Source organism: Desulfobaculum xiamenense, assembly GCF_011927665.1.
Lineage (GTDB): Bacteria > Desulfobacterota > Desulfovibrionia > Desulfovibrionales > Desulfovibrionaceae > Desulfobaculum > Desulfobaculum xiamenense.
Genome location: NZ_JAATJA010000002.1, coordinates 162,863 through 179,686, shown reverse-complemented (window position 1 = coordinate 179,686; position 16,824 = coordinate 162,863). Strand labels below are relative to the sequence as shown.

Here is a 16,824-nt window from a genome sequence, read left to right as displayed (position 1 = left end):
ACGCAATCCCTGACCGGAATGGAGGCATAAGCACTATGGCGAGCACGCTCAATCACGCCGTGGCCGACGTGGCGGAAGTCATGAAATTCGAGAACTGGCTGCGGTTCTACTTCATCGAAGCCGAAGAGGGCGAAGCCCTGCGCATCGGCATTCCCGCCGACACTCTCGCCGACGTCGAGCAGAAGTTTCCCCATCTCTTCGAACTGGCCAAGCGCTACGACGGAAGCCTCATCGACTACCAGCGCTCGTGCACCGAGGTCTGTGCCCACGTCGCAACCATCTACGACGGCACCAAGTACCCTCCGGGACTGGTGGACAAGACCTTCGACACCAAGGAGCTGAAGCTCGAAATGTACCTCTTCGGCCTGTGGATGCAGGGACACGAGTCCGTGCTCGACGAAGAGTACATGGATTTCGGGGAATGGATGACCGCCTTCGAGTCGTGGAAGGGAAGCGACGAGGTGAAGGATTACCTCTCGCGCCTGACGGACGTGGGCTCGCAGGACGCCGTCCAGTAAGTAGCCCGTAGATTCGGAAGTTTTTGGCCCCCGTCGCCTCGCGCGTCGGGGGTCTTTTCGTCTGCGTCACACGGCGGTGGCATCGCCAAGCAGGGCCTCGAAACCCGCCGCGACCTCCAGCAGTTCGGCCGTGATCATGTACTGACGCAGTTCGCGGTGGCGCATGGACAGTTCGTCGCGCATCTCCTCAATGTTCTTCTCGGCCCGCTGCATAGAGGCGAGACGCGCGGCGTTCTCGGCGGCCATGGAGCGCCCGAAGGCGCGATAGAGCGAAATGAACAGGTACTGCCCGAAGAGATGGGCGAAGAACTCACGCCGGGGCAGGCCGGACATGGGCAGGTTGCGCCGGGGCCAACCCGTGGCGCGGTGCTCCTCAAGCCATGCGGCGTCGAGCGGCAGGACGTGCAGAACCTGCGTGGCGAAGCCGCCACCCTGCGCAGGGGCGTTGTGCACCACAACCAGCGGCCCCGGCTGCTCGGGCAGGGCACGCACGGCGGCCATGGCAGCCGTAGCGATGCCCGCCAGACCGGCGGGCTGGGCGACGTTCACGGGCACGGCGCGTCCCGCGTCGGCCAGTGCGGCCACCACCCGCTCGCCCGACGCCCACATGTCCACGCCGTCCGAAGCGTCGAGTTCCGATGCCACCTCCAACGCCCGCAACGCCACGGCCTCGTTGAAGGTGCCGCACAGCCCCTGATCGGCCCCCACCACGAAACACACGGCCCGCCCCCGCGCGGGCATGGGCCGCAACCCGCCACCACGCAGGAGCACGCGCCAGCACTGGTCGCTTATGCCTGCGTAGGCATCCAGCGCCTCCACGGCCCGCTCGAACTGGCGCATGTTCACCGCAGCCAGATTCTTCATGGACGTGACCACGGAGAGCAGGCTCCCCGCCGTGGCGATGCGCTTCTCCAGGGCTTCGAGGGTGATCATGGCACCCCGCTTCCGGCGTCCGGGGTCGGGGCCGCATCGGCGAAGACGCGGTCGATGATGCGGTCCAACTCGCCCCACACGGCATCGTCCTTTCCGGCGGCGAGCAGGCGCTCCTCCACGTCGGGACGTCCGGACAGCGCATCGGCCAGACGCTCACGCAGGGCGGGCATGGCCGCGACGTCAACGGCGTCGAACGCGCCACGCGTCACTGCGTAGAGTAGCGCCACCTGCCGCGTGGCGGGAAGCCGCTCGAAGCGCCCCTGCCGAAACGACTCGCGCACGCGTCGACCATGCTCCAGCGTACGGCGCGTGGCATCGTCGAGGCGGGTTCCGAAGCGGGCGAAGGCCTCCAGTTCCTGAAACTGCGAATATGACAGACGCAAATCTCCGGCCACGCGGCGATATCCCGCGTGCTGCGCCCGCCCGCCCACGCGGGACACGGAACGTCCCACATCCACGGCGGGCAGCTGGCCCTTCCGGAACAGGTCGGGATTCACGTAGATCTGCCCGTCGGTGATGGAAATGAGGTTGGTCGGGATGTAGGCCGCGATGTTCTGGGCCTCGGTCTCGATGACCGGGAGCGCCGTCACGGAGCCGCCGCCAAACTCGCCGCGCAGATGCGTGGCCCGCTCCAGAAGCCGCGAATGCAGATAAAAGATGTCGCCGGGATAGGCCTCGCGCCCCGGCGGCCGCCGCAGCAGCAGAGACAACTGGCGGTAGGCCACGGCATGGCGAGTGAGGTCGTCATAGACCACGAGCACATCGTGCCCGTTCTCCATGAGATATTCGGCCATGCTCGCCGCCGCGTAGGGAGCCGAATAGATGAGGCCCGGCTGCTCGCCGCCCTCGGCCACGACCACCACTGTATATTCCAGTGCGCCCTGCCCGCGCAGGGTGTCCACCACGCCCGCCACGCTGGAACTACGCTGGCCCACGGCGCAATACACGCACAGACACTCACGCCCACGCTGATTCAGGATGGCGGACAGGGCCACCGAGGTCTTGCCCGTCTGCCGATCGCCAAGGATCAGCTCGCGCTGGCCGCGCCCCACAGGGATGAGGGCGTCGACCACGGTGATGCCCGTCTCCAGCGGACGCTGCACCGGCGCGCGGTGCATGATGGGCGGAGCCTCGCGCTCCACGGGCCAGCGGGCAGCAGCGTCCACGGGGCCGCCGCCGTCCAGCGGCCGCCCGAGGGGGTCCACCACCCGCCCCAAAAGCTGTGGCCCCACGGGGACATCCAGCACGCGCCCGGTGCGCACGGCCTCATCCCCGGCGGCAAGGTCTCCGGCCGGGTCCAGCAGGACCAGACCGAGCCTGTCGGGCAGAATATCCATGACCAGCGCGGACACGGCACCGCCAAGGACCACCATCTCGCCCGCGCCCACGCCGCCGAGGCCCTCGGCCCACGCGATACCCTCGCCCACGGCGATGACGCGGCCCACCTCCTCGGCGTGCAAATCATACTCGTAGCCGTCGAGGGCGCGGGACACGGCCTGCGTCCCGCTATCGAGCGCGGCGTCGAGGGAACGCTCATTCCCGCTCACGTCGAGCCTCCTTCGGCCGGGAAACGGCGGACAGCGTCCGAAGCACCCGCTCCTCCAGCCCATCGAGATAACCATCCAGCGTCCAGCACAGGCGCGTGTCCCCCGTCTCAAGCCGCATGCCGAGGCCAAGTTCCGGAACGGGGACGAAGGCAACGTCCGTCACCTTTGGGAAGACCTCGCGAAGTCCCTGATCGACCATGGTCCGCGCCGACGCGCCGACCTCGGTTCCTGTGCCCACTCGCACGGCTCCCGCCGCATGGGCGTCCGTGGCGGCGCGCACCTCACGCAGGAAGGCCGAGGCGATGCGCTCGTCAAGCGCGCTGTCCCCAAGGTCCGAAAGCGCCCGCCGTGACACGGCAAGCACCTCCGTGGCCACGCGCTCGGCCAGCGCGCGCTCGAACTCGGCGCGTTCGGAGTCGAGGGCCTCCAGCCAGCGCACGCGCCGGGCTTCCACCTCGCCGCGCACGCGCTCCTCGGCGCGCTCGCGCCACGCCTCCACCTCGGTCCGCGCCCGCTCCATGAGCACGCTTCGCTCGTCCTCGAAGGCCTCGCGCTCGCGCCGAAGCTCGTCGGAGCGGGCCTTGGCCTCCTCGCGGGCGGCCTCGGCGTCGCGCACGCGCGCGGCCACGGCCGCCTCCCGCGCGTCCACGGCCCGCAGAATGGGACCGTACAGGAAACGCTTGAGCAGCCAGATCAGAATCAGGAAATTCACGATCTGCGCGACTACCGTGAACCAGTCGATGAGCACGCCGTTTCTCCCTTTGTCTGCCAACGCGGCATTGCGCGTCGCACGCCGTTCAACGGTCCTCAACCACCGACCTTGGACAGGAAATAGTTCCAGTACGGATTGGCGAAGAGCAGGATCATGGTCACCACGAAGGCGTAAATGGCCGTGGATTCGACCATGGCCATGCCCACGAACAGGGTGCGGGTGATGGTGCCCGCCTCGTCGGGCTGCTGGGCCAGCGAGTTGAGGGCGCGCCCGAGGGCGTGGCCCTCGCCGATGCCCGGACCGATGGCTCCGAGGCCGATGGCCAGTCCGGCGGCGATGATGGACGACGCGGCGATGATGGTCAGGCTGTCCATGGAAACTCCTTGTCGGTTCAGTGTTGGCTTTCCGTCTCGATTCCGGCGGCGATGTACACGGCGGCAAGCACCGCAAAAATGTAGGCCTGCACCATGCCCAGAAGAAGCCCGAGGGCCAACATGGGCACAGGCACGAAAAGCGGCGCAATGACCAGCAGGATCGCCCCCATCATCCGCCCGCTCATGACGTTGCCGAACAGACGCACGGCAAGCGCCATGGTCCGCGACAGCTCCGCGAACACGTTAAGCGGCAGCATGAGGGCCGTGGGCTGGAGATAGTTGCGCAGATAAGCCCGAAACCCCACGCGCATGATTCCGTGGGCCGGGACGAGCACGAACACGCACAGCGCCAGCGCCACCGTGGTTGAGAGCGACCCCGTGGGAGCGTCGAACCCGGGGATGCTCCCCACGAGGTTCGAAACGGCGATGAACAGGAACAGCGTGGTCAGAAAAGGCATGAGCCGCCCGGCGTCGGCATTGAGAATCTCGCGCGCCTGCCCCAGCGCGGCGAGGACTGTCGCCTCCAGCACTGTCTGCCAGCGAGGCACGCGCACCCCGGCCAGAATGTCACCATGAGCGACCATGCGCCGCGTCACCAGCCACGACGCACCGACCAAAAGCACCATGACCAGCCACGTCAAGACGATGGTCCGGTTGAGGACCGCAGGCCCGAAGCGCCAGTAGACGGCCATGTCCGGCGTTATTTCCATGCCCGCACTCCCGCGCCCAGACGGCGGACCATGACGCCTCGCACGGCCACGAAGCCGACCATGCTCGCGGCAAGCGCCAGCGGCCCAAGCGCCAGAGCGGACCAGAAGCCCGCCAGCGCGAGAGACAGGCGCACCACATAGGCCGCGGCAAAGGCCGCGCGCGGTCTGGCGCGGCCCGCGAGCCCGCGCAGGCTGAGCCACAGCCCACCGAAATAGACCACGCCGATCAGTCCACCCCAGCCAAGGGCCAGAGCCAGCGATGCGGGATCAGTGGGTCCCATGGTCGCGTTCCTCCTTGTCGCGAAGAATGGAGCGGCGCTCCCTGCCCACCCAGTAGGCGGCGTGGGCGCAGCCCACGAACAGCCCCAGCGCCAGAAGCATCAGCGTCCACGAATAGCGCCCCGGACGCGAAAGATCGATCCACAGGCCAATGAAGGCACCGGCCAGCACCGGGACGGCCACGGCCCACCCCACCAGCCCGAACATGCCAAGCCCTCGCAGCAGTTCCGGACGGTTGTCCCGCCGCCCATGGAGTCTTCGCCGCTCCTGCCGATCCACGTCTCCAGCGAACTTGTGCGTCACGCCCGCTACCTCGCTCCGAAGTCCAGAACTCCGCGTACGAACCGCGCCTCCAGCCGGGCCATGGCCGTCCGGGCCGCGCGTTCGGCGTCATCGAGATCGGCGGTCATGGCGTCCACGGCCTCGCGCAGGTGCCCCAGCTCGCCGGAGACGGCATGCCGCGTGGCCACGCGCACCGTGTCGCCATCCTTGACCAGCAGCCCGCCATTGACGGCCACGAAGCGTTCGCGGCCATCGCCCCCCCACCACGACAGGATGCCCGGCACCAGCGCCGTGGCCATGTCCACGTGGCGGGGCTTGAGGCAGAACCAGCCGTACGCGCCAAGCGCCACGACCTTCGCGGCCTCCTCCTCCAGAAACACGGAGAGCGGTAGCACGATGGACAGCCTCACGATGCGCCTCCCCGGCCGTGGGCCTCGTCCACCTCGCCGATCATGTACAGGGCGGACTCCGGCATGTCGGCGAATTCGTCATCGAGGATGCGCGCACAGCCCTCCACGGTCTTTTCCGGGTCCACCATGCGCCCGTCCAGCCCAGTGAAGTGCCGAGTGGTGAAGAACGGCTGCGTCAGAAAGCGCTCCAGCCTGCGGGCGCGAAACACGGTGCGCCGGTCATCGCGGGAAAGCTCCTCCAGCCCGAGCATGGCGATGATGTCCTTGAGCTCCTCGTACGTGGCCAGCGTACGCCGCACCTCGCGGGCAACGTCATAATGGCGCTGGCCCACCACGTCGGCCGACAGCATGCGCGACGAGGATTGCAGCGGGTCCACCGCCGGATACAGGCCCTCGCCAGCGCGCTTGCGCGAGAGCACGATGCTGGCCGAAAGGTGCGCGAAGGTGTGCACGGCGGACGGGTCCGTGAGGTCATCCGCCGGGACGTAGACGGCCTGGATGGACGTGATGGCAGCCCGGCGCGAACTGGAGATGCGCTCCTCCAGTTCGGCAAGCTCCGTGGCCATGGTCGGCTGATAGCCCAAGCGCGACGGCAGCCGCCCCATGAGTCCCGACAGCTCCATGCCCGCCTGTATGAACCGAAAGATGTTGTCGATGAGCAGGAGCACGTCGCGCCCCTCGGCGTCCCGGAAGTGCTCGGCCATGGTCATGGCGGGCAGGCCCACGCGGAAACGCGCGCCGGGCGGCTCATTCATCTGTCCGAAGACCATCACCGTGGAGGCCATGACTCCGGAGTCCACCATGTCGCGGTACAGCTCCTCGCCCTCGCGGCAGCGCTCGCCGATGCCACAGAAGATGCTCACGCCCTTGTGACGGCCCGCCATGTTGTTGATGAGCTCGGTGATGACCACGGTCTTGCCCACGCCCGCGCCGCCGAACATCCCAGCCTTGCCGCCGCGCTCCAGCGGAGCCAGCAGGTCGATGACCTTGATGCCCGTGGGAAAGAACTCCTCGCCCGCCACACGCTCCGACAGGGGAGCGGGGCTGGCGTGAACGCTGTGACGCTCGGCCTCTGGCGCGGGCTTTCCATCGATGGGGTCGCCGAAGACGTTGAACACGCGCCCGAGCAGCGCGTCGCCCACCGGGGCCTCCAGCGTGCGGCCCTCGCCGCGCACCACATCGCCGCGTGCCAGCCCCTGCACGGGAGTCAGCGCGATGCAGCGCACCCGCGCACGGTCCAGATGCGCCGCGGCCTCCAGAACGGCCGCACCCTGCGGCCCGGCGCGCAGGAGCGTGCGCAGCGGCGGCAGTTCGCCATCGAAGCTCGCGTCCACCACACCACCGCGCACGGCGTCCACCACGCCCTCGAATGTTCCGTTCCCGGTCCGGGATGCCGTCACCCTGCGCCCTCCTGCCTGCGGACCCCCTGCGCGGTCCGGTTCCGCGTTTTTCGATGCTACGGGCGCACCCACAGCACGGCGCCCACGAGTTCGCGCATGAGATTGACCGAGGTCGACCCCATAAACAGGCGCTTGAACAGTCCGCCGCCACTGCCCGTTCGTCCGAGAGCCACCACGGCGTACATGCCGTCCTCGGCTTCCTCCATGATGGCGCGCCACGGCGGCGTTCCCTCGCGCACGGCGATACGGATGCGCGATTCCGGAACGCCGTTGGCGGCGAGAATCTCCGTGGCCCGCGAGAAGATATCGTCCGTCTCGCGGTGGGTGCGCGTGCCGGACGGCACCACGCGCATGAGGCGAATGTAGTGCTCCGGCTCGTCGGCGAGCATGAAGCCCACATGGTCGGCCATGCGATAGCTCGCGTCGGAGCCATCCAGACACAGGAGCACGTGCTGACGGTGCTTCTCCGGCCAACGACATATCCACATGGGCGCGATGGACTCGTGCCCGATGATCTCCTTGCTCACGCTGTCCTCGGCCAGCAGTTCGAGCCGGGTCAGCCCGCGACGGCCAAGAACCACCGCGTCGTAGAGGCCCTTCTCGCCCTCCTGAAGGATGTCCATGGCCGTGGAGAGCTGGCGGAACATGAACTTGGCGTCCACCTGCTCCTCGCCGAACTGGAGGGAACAGACGAAGCGCCTCGCCTCTTCGAGGGCCCGGCGGCCCTTGGCCTCGGCCTTGCGCGACAGGCGCTGGAACTCGTCGAGAGACTCGAAATTCTTCTCGTGCTCCCACACGGCTGGCGGACGCGGCGCGGTGTAGAACAAAGTCAGCTTCAGATTTTCCACGTTGCGAAAGAAATGCAGAATGAAGCGGATGCCGTGCATCGCGCTTTCCTCGCCACTGACGGTCACCAGCAGGTGCTTGTCCATAATCACCCTCTTTCGCCTGCGCGCCTAGCCGACGACCCAGACACAGCAGTTCTTGGCGTAGTGCACGATCTTGCTCGACACGCTGCCGAACAGGAACTCCTCGGCCTTGCTCACCCCGCGCCGCCCCACGACGATGGTCCCGAAGTTGCCTTCCTTCTGGATGCGCAGGATGTGCTGGGCGATGGACGGCACGGTGATGCACAACTGCCGCTCCGTCACCGACCCGGAAGGGAGTCCCTTGCCTTCGAGAATGCCGTGCGCATCTTCGAGGAAATTCTGGGACTCCACCTCCTGCACCCGCAGCTGCTCCTGAAAGGAGACCTCGTCGGGATACAGGTCGCGCTGCGGCAGCCGAACGATGTGCAGCAGTTCGACATGCACGCCTTCGGTATTGCGCACCATTTCGCCCACATAGCTCACCGCGCGCAGTGAGTTTTCGGACGTGTCCACGGCCACGAGTATGCGTTTGCAGTCCATGCGCTCCTCCGTCATGTTCCGGCCCTCTCGGCCCGTGCGGCCTGCCGCAGCAGGGGCAGGCAGGGGCGCAGTTCGGCCAGCAGTTCGTCCACGGAATCATAGTACACGAACGTGCCCGCGCTGAAGTGCATGAGCACGTTGTTGAGCTGTTCGGGGATGTATGGATAGAGCTTTCGCAGGTTCACGACCCGGTTGGCGAAGACGATGGAGTGGTCCTCGTGCACGAGGCCCATCTCCTCCGGTGTGGTAAAGCCCCTGTCGCGGAAGACCTCGCGGATGAGGTCGCCCTTGCCGACGAGGAAGACGAGGATGTTGCCCAGCCCAAAGAGGTCGAGGCCGAAGGGGTTTTCCTGAAAGTCGAAGGTATAGTCGAAGTCGATCCAGCAGTAGCGCCCGGTGGCGTGTTCCACCCACAGGTGGTCGCGGCGGATGTCTCCGTGCTTCTCGAAACGCGAGTGCAGGAAGCCGATGGCCTCGCAGGCGTCGATGAAGCGTTCGAGAATGTCCGGGAAGACCTGAAAGAAGTAGTCTCGGTGCGTCATCTCCAGCCCCTCGACGATGGAGTCGAGCCGGCGGCCCTGCACGAGTTCGAGAATGCGCACGATGTTCCCGCGCGAATCGACGGTGGGCTGCCCCTGCATGAAGCGGTGATCGCCGCGCACGAGGTTCAGGATGCGCGCCTCCTTCTCCGGGCTTCTGAAGCAACGCACCTCCATGCTGCCGATGCGCAGGGGGAAGTTCTCGTGGAACACGAGCTTCACGATGCGGCGCTCGCCGGTCTCCAACACGCGGCAGCGCTTGACCCAGTATTTCGGGTCCTCGATGCCGAAACGTCGCTCCATCTCGTCGCGCAGGACCATGTAGTGCAGCCCACCGAGCCGGATCACGTCCCCGTAGTCGATGTTCATGAACTCGGTGGTGTCCGTGTATATCTGCCCGCAGCGCGCCACGGGGAACTCCGGCATGAACCGCCTGACCAGATCGCGAACCTCTTCTGACACCGGTCACCTCCGCTTGCATCATCCGGCACGAACACAACTTTCCACCGGAAACATAGCACAGACCAATCGCCGCGTGTAGCGTCAACCGCTCATTCACTCGCCACCGCGTCGCTCCGGCCGACGCGAGGCCAGCGGACCATACAATCCATGGATTTCAAAAGCATAGCTCATGCCATTGCGAGAAAGGCATTTTTCCGCTCGCCACAGGCACCCCTGTGTTGCGTGATTCTGGCAACGCATTGCGCGTCCCGCCACGACACCCGGGACACAACCAGTGGTGTGTGCAATATGCATTCCCAAGCTCCGCGAGAATAAAAGCTTACTGATATTGCGCGATGAGCGCGGAAAACATGGCATACCCTTTGCTTTTGACGAAACGCCGCAACCACCAACCGGCGCGACGGCGATGTCTTCCACCGCAGATTTCAGCAGGAGCGAAGCGTGCACCGATACAAGGCGATCTTCCACAGCCTTCCCCAGGCGGCCATGGTCCTCGCGAACGACCAGAGCCTCACGGACATCAATCTCGCGGCCGAAAGCCTTCTGGAACACGCGCACATCCCGCGAGAGCCCATCGCCGGAAACGGTCCGGACCTCCTGCTAGAATGGATGCGCCCCGACATCGAACAGTTCACGGACTCCGGGGCGACCATGACCACCTTCGAGCGCGAATTCCCCACCCCGCAAACGGCCACCTTCCGCGTCCGACTCTCCCGCCTCGACGGGCCGAGAGGCGCAGAGGGCATCATCGTCATCCTCACGGACATCACCGAACGCCGCAGGGCACAGGCGGAAATCAACAGACTCGCGACCATCGTGGATTCCTCGGAGGACGCCATCTTCAGCATCTCGCTGGAGGGCCGATTCCAGAGCCTCAACCACGGCGCGGAACGCATCTACGGGCTTCGCGCACCGGAGGCCCTCGGGCACAGCATCTTCGACGTGCTTCCAGACGGCATGGACGGCGAAATGCACTACATCCTCGAAGAGATCTCCAACAGCCGCCCGGTTCCGCGTTACGAAACATTGCGCCGCCATGCCTCGGGCCAGATCTTTCCCGTGTCGGTGACCTACTCGCCCATCGTCTGCAACAACGCCGTCACCGCCATGTCCGCCATCTCCCGCGACATCTCTGAACGCAAGCGCACGGAAAACGCCCTGCGCAAGAGCCATCAGGACATGGCCGTTTTGCTCAACGAAACCGTGAAATCCCTGTCCATGACCCTTGAAAAACGGGACCTCTACACCGCCGGGCATCAGCAGAAGGTCTCGCAGATCGCCTGCCTGCTCGCCCACGAGCTGGGCATGGACGCCGCAGAGACCGAGGCCATACGCATCGCCGGGCTTCTGCACGACATCGGCAAGATCTGCGTGCCCATGGCCATTTTGAGCAAACCAGCCCGCCTCGTCTGCGGCGAGCTGAACATCATCCAGAACCACCCCACCGTCGGCCTGGAAATCCTCAAGAACATCCCGTTCCCTTGGCCCGTGGGCACCATCATCCATCAGCACCACGAACGCCTCGACGGCAGCGGCTATCCCAAAGGCCTTTCCGGCGCGGACATTCATCCCGGCGCGAGGGTCATCGCTGTGGCCGACGTGCTCGAAGCCATGTCCGCCCATCGCCCCTACCGCCCGGCCCTCGGGCTCGATGTCGCCCTGCGTGAATTTTCGGAAGGACGTGGCTCCATATACGATCCGCACGTCTGCGACGCACTGGAGGCCCTTGTCGGTTCCAATCGTATCTCATTCAAAAACGGGGAGTTGGTCGTATGTCAGTAAAGCGCAAGCTGCTTCTGCTTCTTGGAGTCACAATTTTCTGTTTCATCGGCGTCTTCGGCGTATCGCGCTACGGTGAACACATTTCAAACCGCATGCTCTCCCTGCAGAACATGTCCACGGACGCCGCAAGCATGATTCTCCAATGCCGCCGCGAAGAGAAGAACTTCATGATCCGGAAGGAGTGGAGTTATGTAGAGCAGGAGAAAAAGCACATGGCGCAGGCGCGGAGCATCCTTGGCGAAATCGCCACACACTCTCCGGAGATGGCCGCCAACTGCACCAGAGCCACTGCAGCGCTCGATAACTACCACAAGAGCTTCGTCAGCGCCGCAGAGCTTGAGCGCGAGATCGGCCTCACCGAGGACGAAGGCCTGCGCGACGCCTTCATCAAGGCGGCCCGCGCGCTGGAGGAAGCCTTCCGTCCCCTGCGCGAGCCGGAGATCATCATCGAACTGCTCCAGATACGCCGCCACGAAAAGAACTTCATGATCCGGCGCAAGCCCGCCTATCTCGAAAAGGCCAACGCCGCCGCCACGCGGATGTTCGCGACCCTCGACGGCATGCAGATCGCCCCAGACGTCCGCAGGAAGCTCGACGCCGTGTGGAACGAGTACCACAAGGCCTTCGCCGCCTACGTTGACAACGTGGGACGCCAGCAGATCCTGCTCGACGAGTTGGTAGACAACGCCAGAAACGCGGAACCGGCCGTGTACGCCCTGCGCGACCACTTTGCCGAGCAGCGCGCTCGCGTGAATAGGATTATGGCCAACAGCGTGCTCGGCATCGAAATCTCCGCAGCGGCAATCATCACCCTCGCCATCCTGTGGATCATCTATTCCGTCACCCGCCCACTGGCCGCGCTGACCCGCTTCTCGCACGACGTGGCCTCCGGCAACCTCGACGCCAAGCCCGAGGGCGCGTTCAGCGGCGAATTCGAAGCGCTTCGCAACGACCTCACGCGCATGGTGGCCCAGCTGCGCCAGAAGCTCCTCGAAGTGCGCGACAAGGAGGAACAGGCGCGCGATCAGGCCCAGCGCGCCGAAGTCGCCATGCGTCAGGCGCAGGAACAGGAACAACGCACTACGGCCCTGTGGGAACGCATGAAGGAATCCGCCCATCAGGCCGAAAGCGTCTCCAACCGCGTGAGCGACGCCGCCGAGGAGTTGGCGGCCATGATCGCGCAGGTCAAGGAAGGCGCAACCATTCAGAGTCAGCGCATGGCCGAGACCGCAACCGCCATGGACCAGATGAACACCGCCGTGGTGGAAGTGGCCAGAAACGCCGGACAAGCCTCCGAGCACGCCAACTCGGCCAAAGACAAGGCCGTGGACGGCGCGGACATGGTCTCGCAGGCCGTGGAGGCCATCGCATCGGTCTCCGCCCACGCGGACAACATGCGAAGCGGCATGGACAAGCTGGCCGGGCAGGTCGAATCCATCGGCGAAGTCATGGGCGTGATCAACGAAATAGCGGACCAGACCAACCTCCTGGCCCTCAACGCCGCCATCGAGGCCGCCCGCGCCGGAGACGCCGGACGCGGCTTCGCCGTGGTGGCCGACGAGGTCCGCAAGCTCGCCGAAAAGACCATGGCCGCCACCAAGCAGGTGGACCAGAGCATTCAGGCCATCCAGACCGCCGCGCAGGAAAACATCACCAACGTCCGCGCGGCCACGGCCGCCGTGGAACGCAGTTCCGATCTGGCCAGCCGGTCCGGACAATCACAGGAAGAAATCGTCCGGCTGGTGGACCTCAACTCCCAGCAGGTGGAAGCCATCGCCTCGGCATCCGAACAGCAGTCCGCCTCCTCGGAGCAGATCAGCCGCGCCGTGGACGAAGTGACCCGCATCGCCCACGACTCGGCCACGGGAATGGTCCGCTCCTACGAGGCCGTCTCGTCCCTCAGCGGTCTGGCCGGAGAGCTGCGCAACATGATCGAGTCCATGCTCGTCAACGAATCCCGTACCAACAAGGCATAGCTCCTTAAGCCTTCGGGAAACGGTCCCGGCCGCATGGCGGCCGGGACCACAGCCCCGCCCAGGTCCACTGCACAAGCACGCGGCCGATCCCGCAGCCATCGCGCCATGCGCGACACCGCCACGCGCAGTTCTTGCCAGATAATTTCCCACGCGAATACAGGATATTATAGAAACATACCGCCATTTCGATTCGCTGGTACGCACATTGCTATTCGATGATCGTACAGCGTGTTGCGAGGCTGGCCCCGATCCCCAATCAACGCGCCCTCCTCCCGGGGACGGGGCCTCCCGCGCACTGGTCACAAAAAGGAGCGACGATGCACACCCCCACACGCGTCCTTCTGGTGGACGACGAACATGACTTCCGCGAGCTCATGACCAAGCGCCTCGGCAAGCGTGGCGTGGACGTGCTGGCCGTCCCCGGCGGCAGGGAGGCGCTCGCGGCGCTCGAAGCCGCCACCTTCGACGTCGTGATCCTCGACGTGCGCATGCCCGGCATGGACGGCATCGAAACCTTGCGCGAAATGCGCCGCATCGGCACGGAGGCGCAGGTCATCATGCTCACCGGTCACGCAAGCCTGGAGGCCGCGCATCAGGGCATGGCCCTTGGCGCGTTCGACTACCTACTGAAGCCGGTGGGGATAAGCGAACTGCTCTTCAAGATTCAGGACGCCATGGCGCGAAAACGCCACGGCGCCAACGTCTGACGCTCCCAACCGGAGGCGGCATGGCAGGAAAGAGACTGACGGACCGTCTGCGCGCATTCTTTGGCGGCGCACAGGAGCCGGATCAGGCTGAAGTGGAGCGCATGCTTAACGCCCACAGGCAGCGCTGCCTGCACTTCAGTCAGCTTCTGGCCGCCAACAACCGCGCGCTTGGCATCATGGCCGAAATCGAGGAAGCCCTCGAAGGCCGACGTCCCTTCGGCATGGACTTCGTCCGTTCCCGCTGCACGCGCTGCGGCAGCGAGGTCTACGCCATCATCCGCGATCTCATGGCCCTCGCCCCCGGACGCCACGACGCCCTACCCGACGCCTTCGGCCGAGTAAGCGCCGAGATCGGAGCCTGCATCGCTCCCGCCCGGCACGCGGTATCCGGCCCCTTCGTGGTGTCCATGCACGCCATCGACACCACGCTCATCGACGAAGTCGGCGGCAAGATGGCCACACTTGGCGAGATCGGCCGCAGGCTCTCCCTTCCCGTGCCCGACGGCTTCGCGGTGACGGCCTCGGCCTTCCGCGCCTTCATGGACCACAACGACCTGCGCGAGGAAATCGAACGCCGCATTCAGGCCGCAGGGGCGACGGAATTGAGCGAACTCTACGCCCTGTCGTCCTCGTTGCGCCAACTCGTCGTTGCGTCGGAACTGCCGCCCCGCCTCGAAGCGGATATCGCCGAGCACGTGCGGGCCATGGTGGACGAATACGGCGAAGGCTTGCGCCTTGCCGTGCGTTCCAGCGCCATCGGCGAAGATGCCGCGGGCGCGACCTTCGCAGGCCAATTCCACACGGAACTCAACGTCGCCCCCGAGGACGTCGCGGACGTCTACCGCGAGATCGTCGCCGCGACCTACGGTGTCACGGGCATGAGCTACCGCGCCACACGCGGCATCCGTGACGAGGACGTGCCCATGTGCGTCGGCGTGCTACGCATGATCGACGCGCAGGCCAGCGGGGTGGCCTATACCGCCGATCCCTTGAGCGGCCGCCGCGATCGTGTGGCCGTGCATTCCGTCTGGGGGCTGCCCAAGGGCGTGGTGGACGGCACGGCGGATGCCGACGTTCTGCACGTGGCGCGGGGCGACCACGACGCCCCGGCGCGCCTCGTCAGCGCACACATCGCGGACAAGTCCACGCGCATCGAGACGGACCGCAACGAAGGCATCCGCAAGACGCCCGTCCCCCTAGAACTCCGCACCAGCGCCAGCCTGTGCGACGCGGAAGCCATCCGCCTCTCGAACATGGCCCTGCGCATCGAGGAGCATTTCGGAACCCCACAAGATGTGGAGTGGGCGCTTTCCGCCGAGGATGGGCTGATCATCCTTCAGGCCCGCGCCCTGTCCGCCCCCGGCGAGGACCATGTGCCCGGATCGCTGCCGCAGCCGCCGCCACACGCCCGACCACTGCTGGCCGGTGGCGTCACCGCAAGCCCCGGTGCGGGTGCGGGCATGGCCTTCGTCGTCCGCCGAGATGCGGACGCGCTGGACTTTCCGCGCGGGGCGGTACTCGTGGCGGCGCAATCCCTGCCGTGCTGGGCGGCGCTTCTGCCCTCTGCCTCGGCGGTGGTGACGGAGCACGGCGGCGCGGCGGGGCACCTCGCCAACGTGGCCCGCGAATTCGACGTGCCCGCCATCATGGGCCTATCCGGCGCGCTCTCCGCCCTCGAAGGCGCAGGTACCGTCACCGTGGACGCGGACTCGCGCACCATCTATGCGGGCCGCGTGGACGCCCTGCTCGCTCCACGGCGAAGGCCCAAAAACCTCATGATCGGCAGCCCCGTCCACGCGACGCTCGAACGCGCTGCCCGGCACATCGTGCCCCTGACGCTACGCGACCCGTCCTCACCGGACTTTCGCCCGCAATCCTGCGAGACGCTGCACGACATCACCCGCTACTGCCACGAGAAATCCGTGGACGACATGTTCGCACGCAGCGCGGACACGCCCTTCCCGGCCATGTGCAGCAAGCGCCTCGTTTGCGACGTGCCCATGCAGTACTGGGTGGTCAACCTCGACGACGGCTTCGCCAACGAACCAGAAGGCGATACCGTGCGCCTCGCCGACATTGCCAGCCGTCCCATGCTCGCCCTGTGGCGCGGCATGACGGCCGTCCCGTGGGCCGGACCGCCCGCCGTGGACACGCGGGGCTTCCTCTCCGTGCTGGCTGGTGCCGCGTCCACTCCGGGGCTCGACCCCGCAACGCGTTCTGACTTCTCCGCCCGCAACTATTTCCTGATCTCCGGCGGCTACGTGAATCTCCAATCGCGCTACGGCTTCCACTTCTCCACGGTGGAGGCCGCCATCGCCGAGGACGACGCGGGCAACTACGCCAGCCTGCACTTCAAGGGCGGCGGTGCGGACCTGCCCCGTCGCGTGCTGCGCGCCCGGCTCGTGGCCGAGGTGCTGGAGGGTCACGGCTTCCGCACCGAAGTCCGGCAGGACGCCCTCTTCGCCCGCATCGAGGGCTTTAGCGCGCCGGAAACGGAGCGCTGCCTCGCCGTGCTGGGCTACCTCATCGTGCACACGCGCCAGCTGGACATGATCATGGCCGACGCCACGGCCGCCGCCCGCGAACGCAGCCGCATCAAGACCGACCTGCTCACGGTCGTACTGGACGCGTCCGACGCATCCGACATGCCCGAAGAACCCGCGGAACATCTCGCCACCGGCGACGAGACAGCCTTTGCGAAATAATAAAAAGGCGTGCTATATCAATGCATAATGCGTTGCGAGATTTGCTGGAACGTCCCTTGCTACCGTACCGGCATGTTCC

Annotated in this window: 17 protein-coding genes; 5 read left to right on the top strand and 12 right to left on the bottom strand. The window is 66.1% G+C overall.

What is annotated here, in order from left to right:
* The first annotated feature begins 35 nt into the window (after window positions 1-35).
* The gene (locus GGQ74_RS08690) at window positions 36-518 is read left to right on the top strand and encodes a hypothetical protein (RefSeq protein ID WP_167941178.1); all 483 of its coding nucleotides are present in this window, start codon (window positions 36-38) and stop codon (window positions 516-518) included.
* 66 nt (window positions 519-584) lie between these two features.
* Here the strand turns inward: GGQ74_RS08690 and GGQ74_RS08685 are convergent, their stop codons facing one another.
* Genes GGQ74_RS08685 through GGQ74_RS08630 form a run of 12 tightly spaced genes read right to left on the bottom strand, consistent with a single transcriptional unit; the run spans window position 585 to window position 9,575 of the window.
* Window positions 585-1,451: a F0F1 ATP synthase subunit gamma gene (locus tag GGQ74_RS08685; protein WP_167941177.1), complete on the bottom strand. Its 867-nt coding sequence runs from the start codon at window positions 1,449-1,451 to the stop codon at window positions 585-587.
* Window positions 1,448-2,998 (bottom strand): F0F1 ATP synthase subunit alpha, encoded by a 1,551-nt coding sequence (locus GGQ74_RS08680; protein WP_342448605.1) that lies wholly within the window; start codon window positions 2,996-2,998, stop codon window positions 1,448-1,450. Before GGQ74_RS08680 ends, GGQ74_RS08685 begins: the two co-directional genes overlap by 4 nt.
* Window positions 2,985-3,746: a F0F1 ATP synthase subunit B family protein gene (locus tag GGQ74_RS08675; protein ID WP_167941175.1), complete on the bottom strand. Its 762-nt coding sequence runs from the start codon at window positions 3,744-3,746 to the stop codon at window positions 2,985-2,987. Before GGQ74_RS08675 ends, GGQ74_RS08680 begins: the two co-directional genes overlap by 14 nt.
* A gap of 59 nt (window positions 3,747-3,805) precedes the next feature.
* Complete coding sequence (locus GGQ74_RS08670; RefSeq protein ID WP_167941174.1) at window positions 3,806-4,084, bottom strand: F0F1 ATP synthase subunit C; 279 nt, start codon at window positions 4,082-4,084, stop codon at window positions 3,806-3,808.
* 17 nt (window positions 4,085-4,101) lie between these two features.
* Window positions 4,102-4,794, bottom strand: coding sequence for a F0F1 ATP synthase subunit A (locus GGQ74_RS08665; RefSeq protein WP_167941173.1), 693 nt, complete (start codon window positions 4,792-4,794; stop codon window positions 4,102-4,104).
* The gene (locus tag GGQ74_RS08660; protein ID WP_167941172.1) at window positions 4,785-5,075 is read right to left on the bottom strand and encodes an ATP synthase subunit I; all 291 of its coding nucleotides are present in this window, start codon (window positions 5,073-5,075) and stop codon (window positions 4,785-4,787) included. The genes GGQ74_RS08665 and GGQ74_RS08660 overlap by 10 nt, the downstream gene beginning before the upstream one ends.
* Window positions 5,062-5,376, bottom strand: coding sequence for an AtpZ/AtpI family protein (locus GGQ74_RS08655; protein ID WP_167941171.1), 315 nt, complete (start codon window positions 5,374-5,376; stop codon window positions 5,062-5,064). Before GGQ74_RS08655 ends, GGQ74_RS08660 begins: the two co-directional genes overlap by 14 nt.
* Window positions 5,377-5,381: 5 nt before the next feature.
* Window positions 5,382-5,765 (bottom strand): F0F1 ATP synthase subunit epsilon, encoded by a 384-nt coding sequence (locus tag GGQ74_RS08650; protein WP_167941170.1) that lies wholly within the window; start codon window positions 5,763-5,765, stop codon window positions 5,382-5,384.
* Window positions 5,762-7,165, bottom strand: a complete 1,404-nt coding sequence (gene atpD, locus GGQ74_RS08645; RefSeq protein WP_167941169.1) for a F0F1 ATP synthase subunit beta — start codon at window positions 7,163-7,165, stop codon at window positions 5,762-5,764. The genes GGQ74_RS08650 and atpD overlap by 4 nt, the downstream gene beginning before the upstream one ends.
* A gap of 56 nt (window positions 7,166-7,221) precedes the next feature.
* Window positions 7,222-8,097, bottom strand: a complete 876-nt coding sequence (locus tag GGQ74_RS08640) for a universal stress protein (protein ID WP_167941168.1) — start codon at window positions 8,095-8,097, stop codon at window positions 7,222-7,224.
* A gap of 24 nt (window positions 8,098-8,121) precedes the next feature.
* Window positions 8,122-8,574, bottom strand: coding sequence for a universal stress protein (locus tag GGQ74_RS08635; protein ID WP_167941167.1), 453 nt, complete (start codon window positions 8,572-8,574; stop codon window positions 8,122-8,124).
* Window positions 8,575-8,585: 11 nt separating this feature from the next.
* Complete coding sequence (locus GGQ74_RS08630; RefSeq protein ID WP_167941166.1) at window positions 8,586-9,575, bottom strand: protein kinase family protein; 990 nt, start codon at window positions 9,573-9,575, stop codon at window positions 8,586-8,588.
* Window positions 9,576-10,016: 441 nt separating this feature from the next.
* On the opposite strand from GGQ74_RS08630, the gene GGQ74_RS08625 reads away from it, so the two are divergent.
* From GGQ74_RS08625 to GGQ74_RS08610, 4 genes are all read left to right on the top strand, one after another.
* Window positions 10,017-11,357: an HD domain-containing phosphohydrolase gene (locus GGQ74_RS08625; protein WP_167941165.1), complete on the top strand. Its 1,341-nt coding sequence runs from the start codon at window positions 10,017-10,019 to the stop codon at window positions 11,355-11,357.
* Window positions 11,348-13,333, top strand: a complete 1,986-nt coding sequence (locus GGQ74_RS08620) for a methyl-accepting chemotaxis protein (RefSeq protein ID WP_167941164.1) — start codon at window positions 11,348-11,350, stop codon at window positions 13,331-13,333. Before GGQ74_RS08625 ends, GGQ74_RS08620 begins: the two co-directional genes overlap by 10 nt.
* Window positions 13,334-13,650: 317 nt before the next feature.
* Window positions 13,651-14,040: a response regulator gene (locus GGQ74_RS08615; protein ID WP_167941163.1), complete on the top strand. Its 390-nt coding sequence runs from the start codon at window positions 13,651-13,653 to the stop codon at window positions 14,038-14,040.
* A gap of 20 nt (window positions 14,041-14,060) precedes the next feature.
* On the top strand, window positions 14,061-16,745 hold the full coding sequence (locus tag GGQ74_RS08610; RefSeq protein WP_167941162.1) for a PEP/pyruvate-binding domain-containing protein: 2,685 nt from the start codon (window positions 14,061-14,063) through the stop codon (window positions 16,743-16,745).
* Window positions 16,746-16,824: the final 79 nt, after the last annotated feature.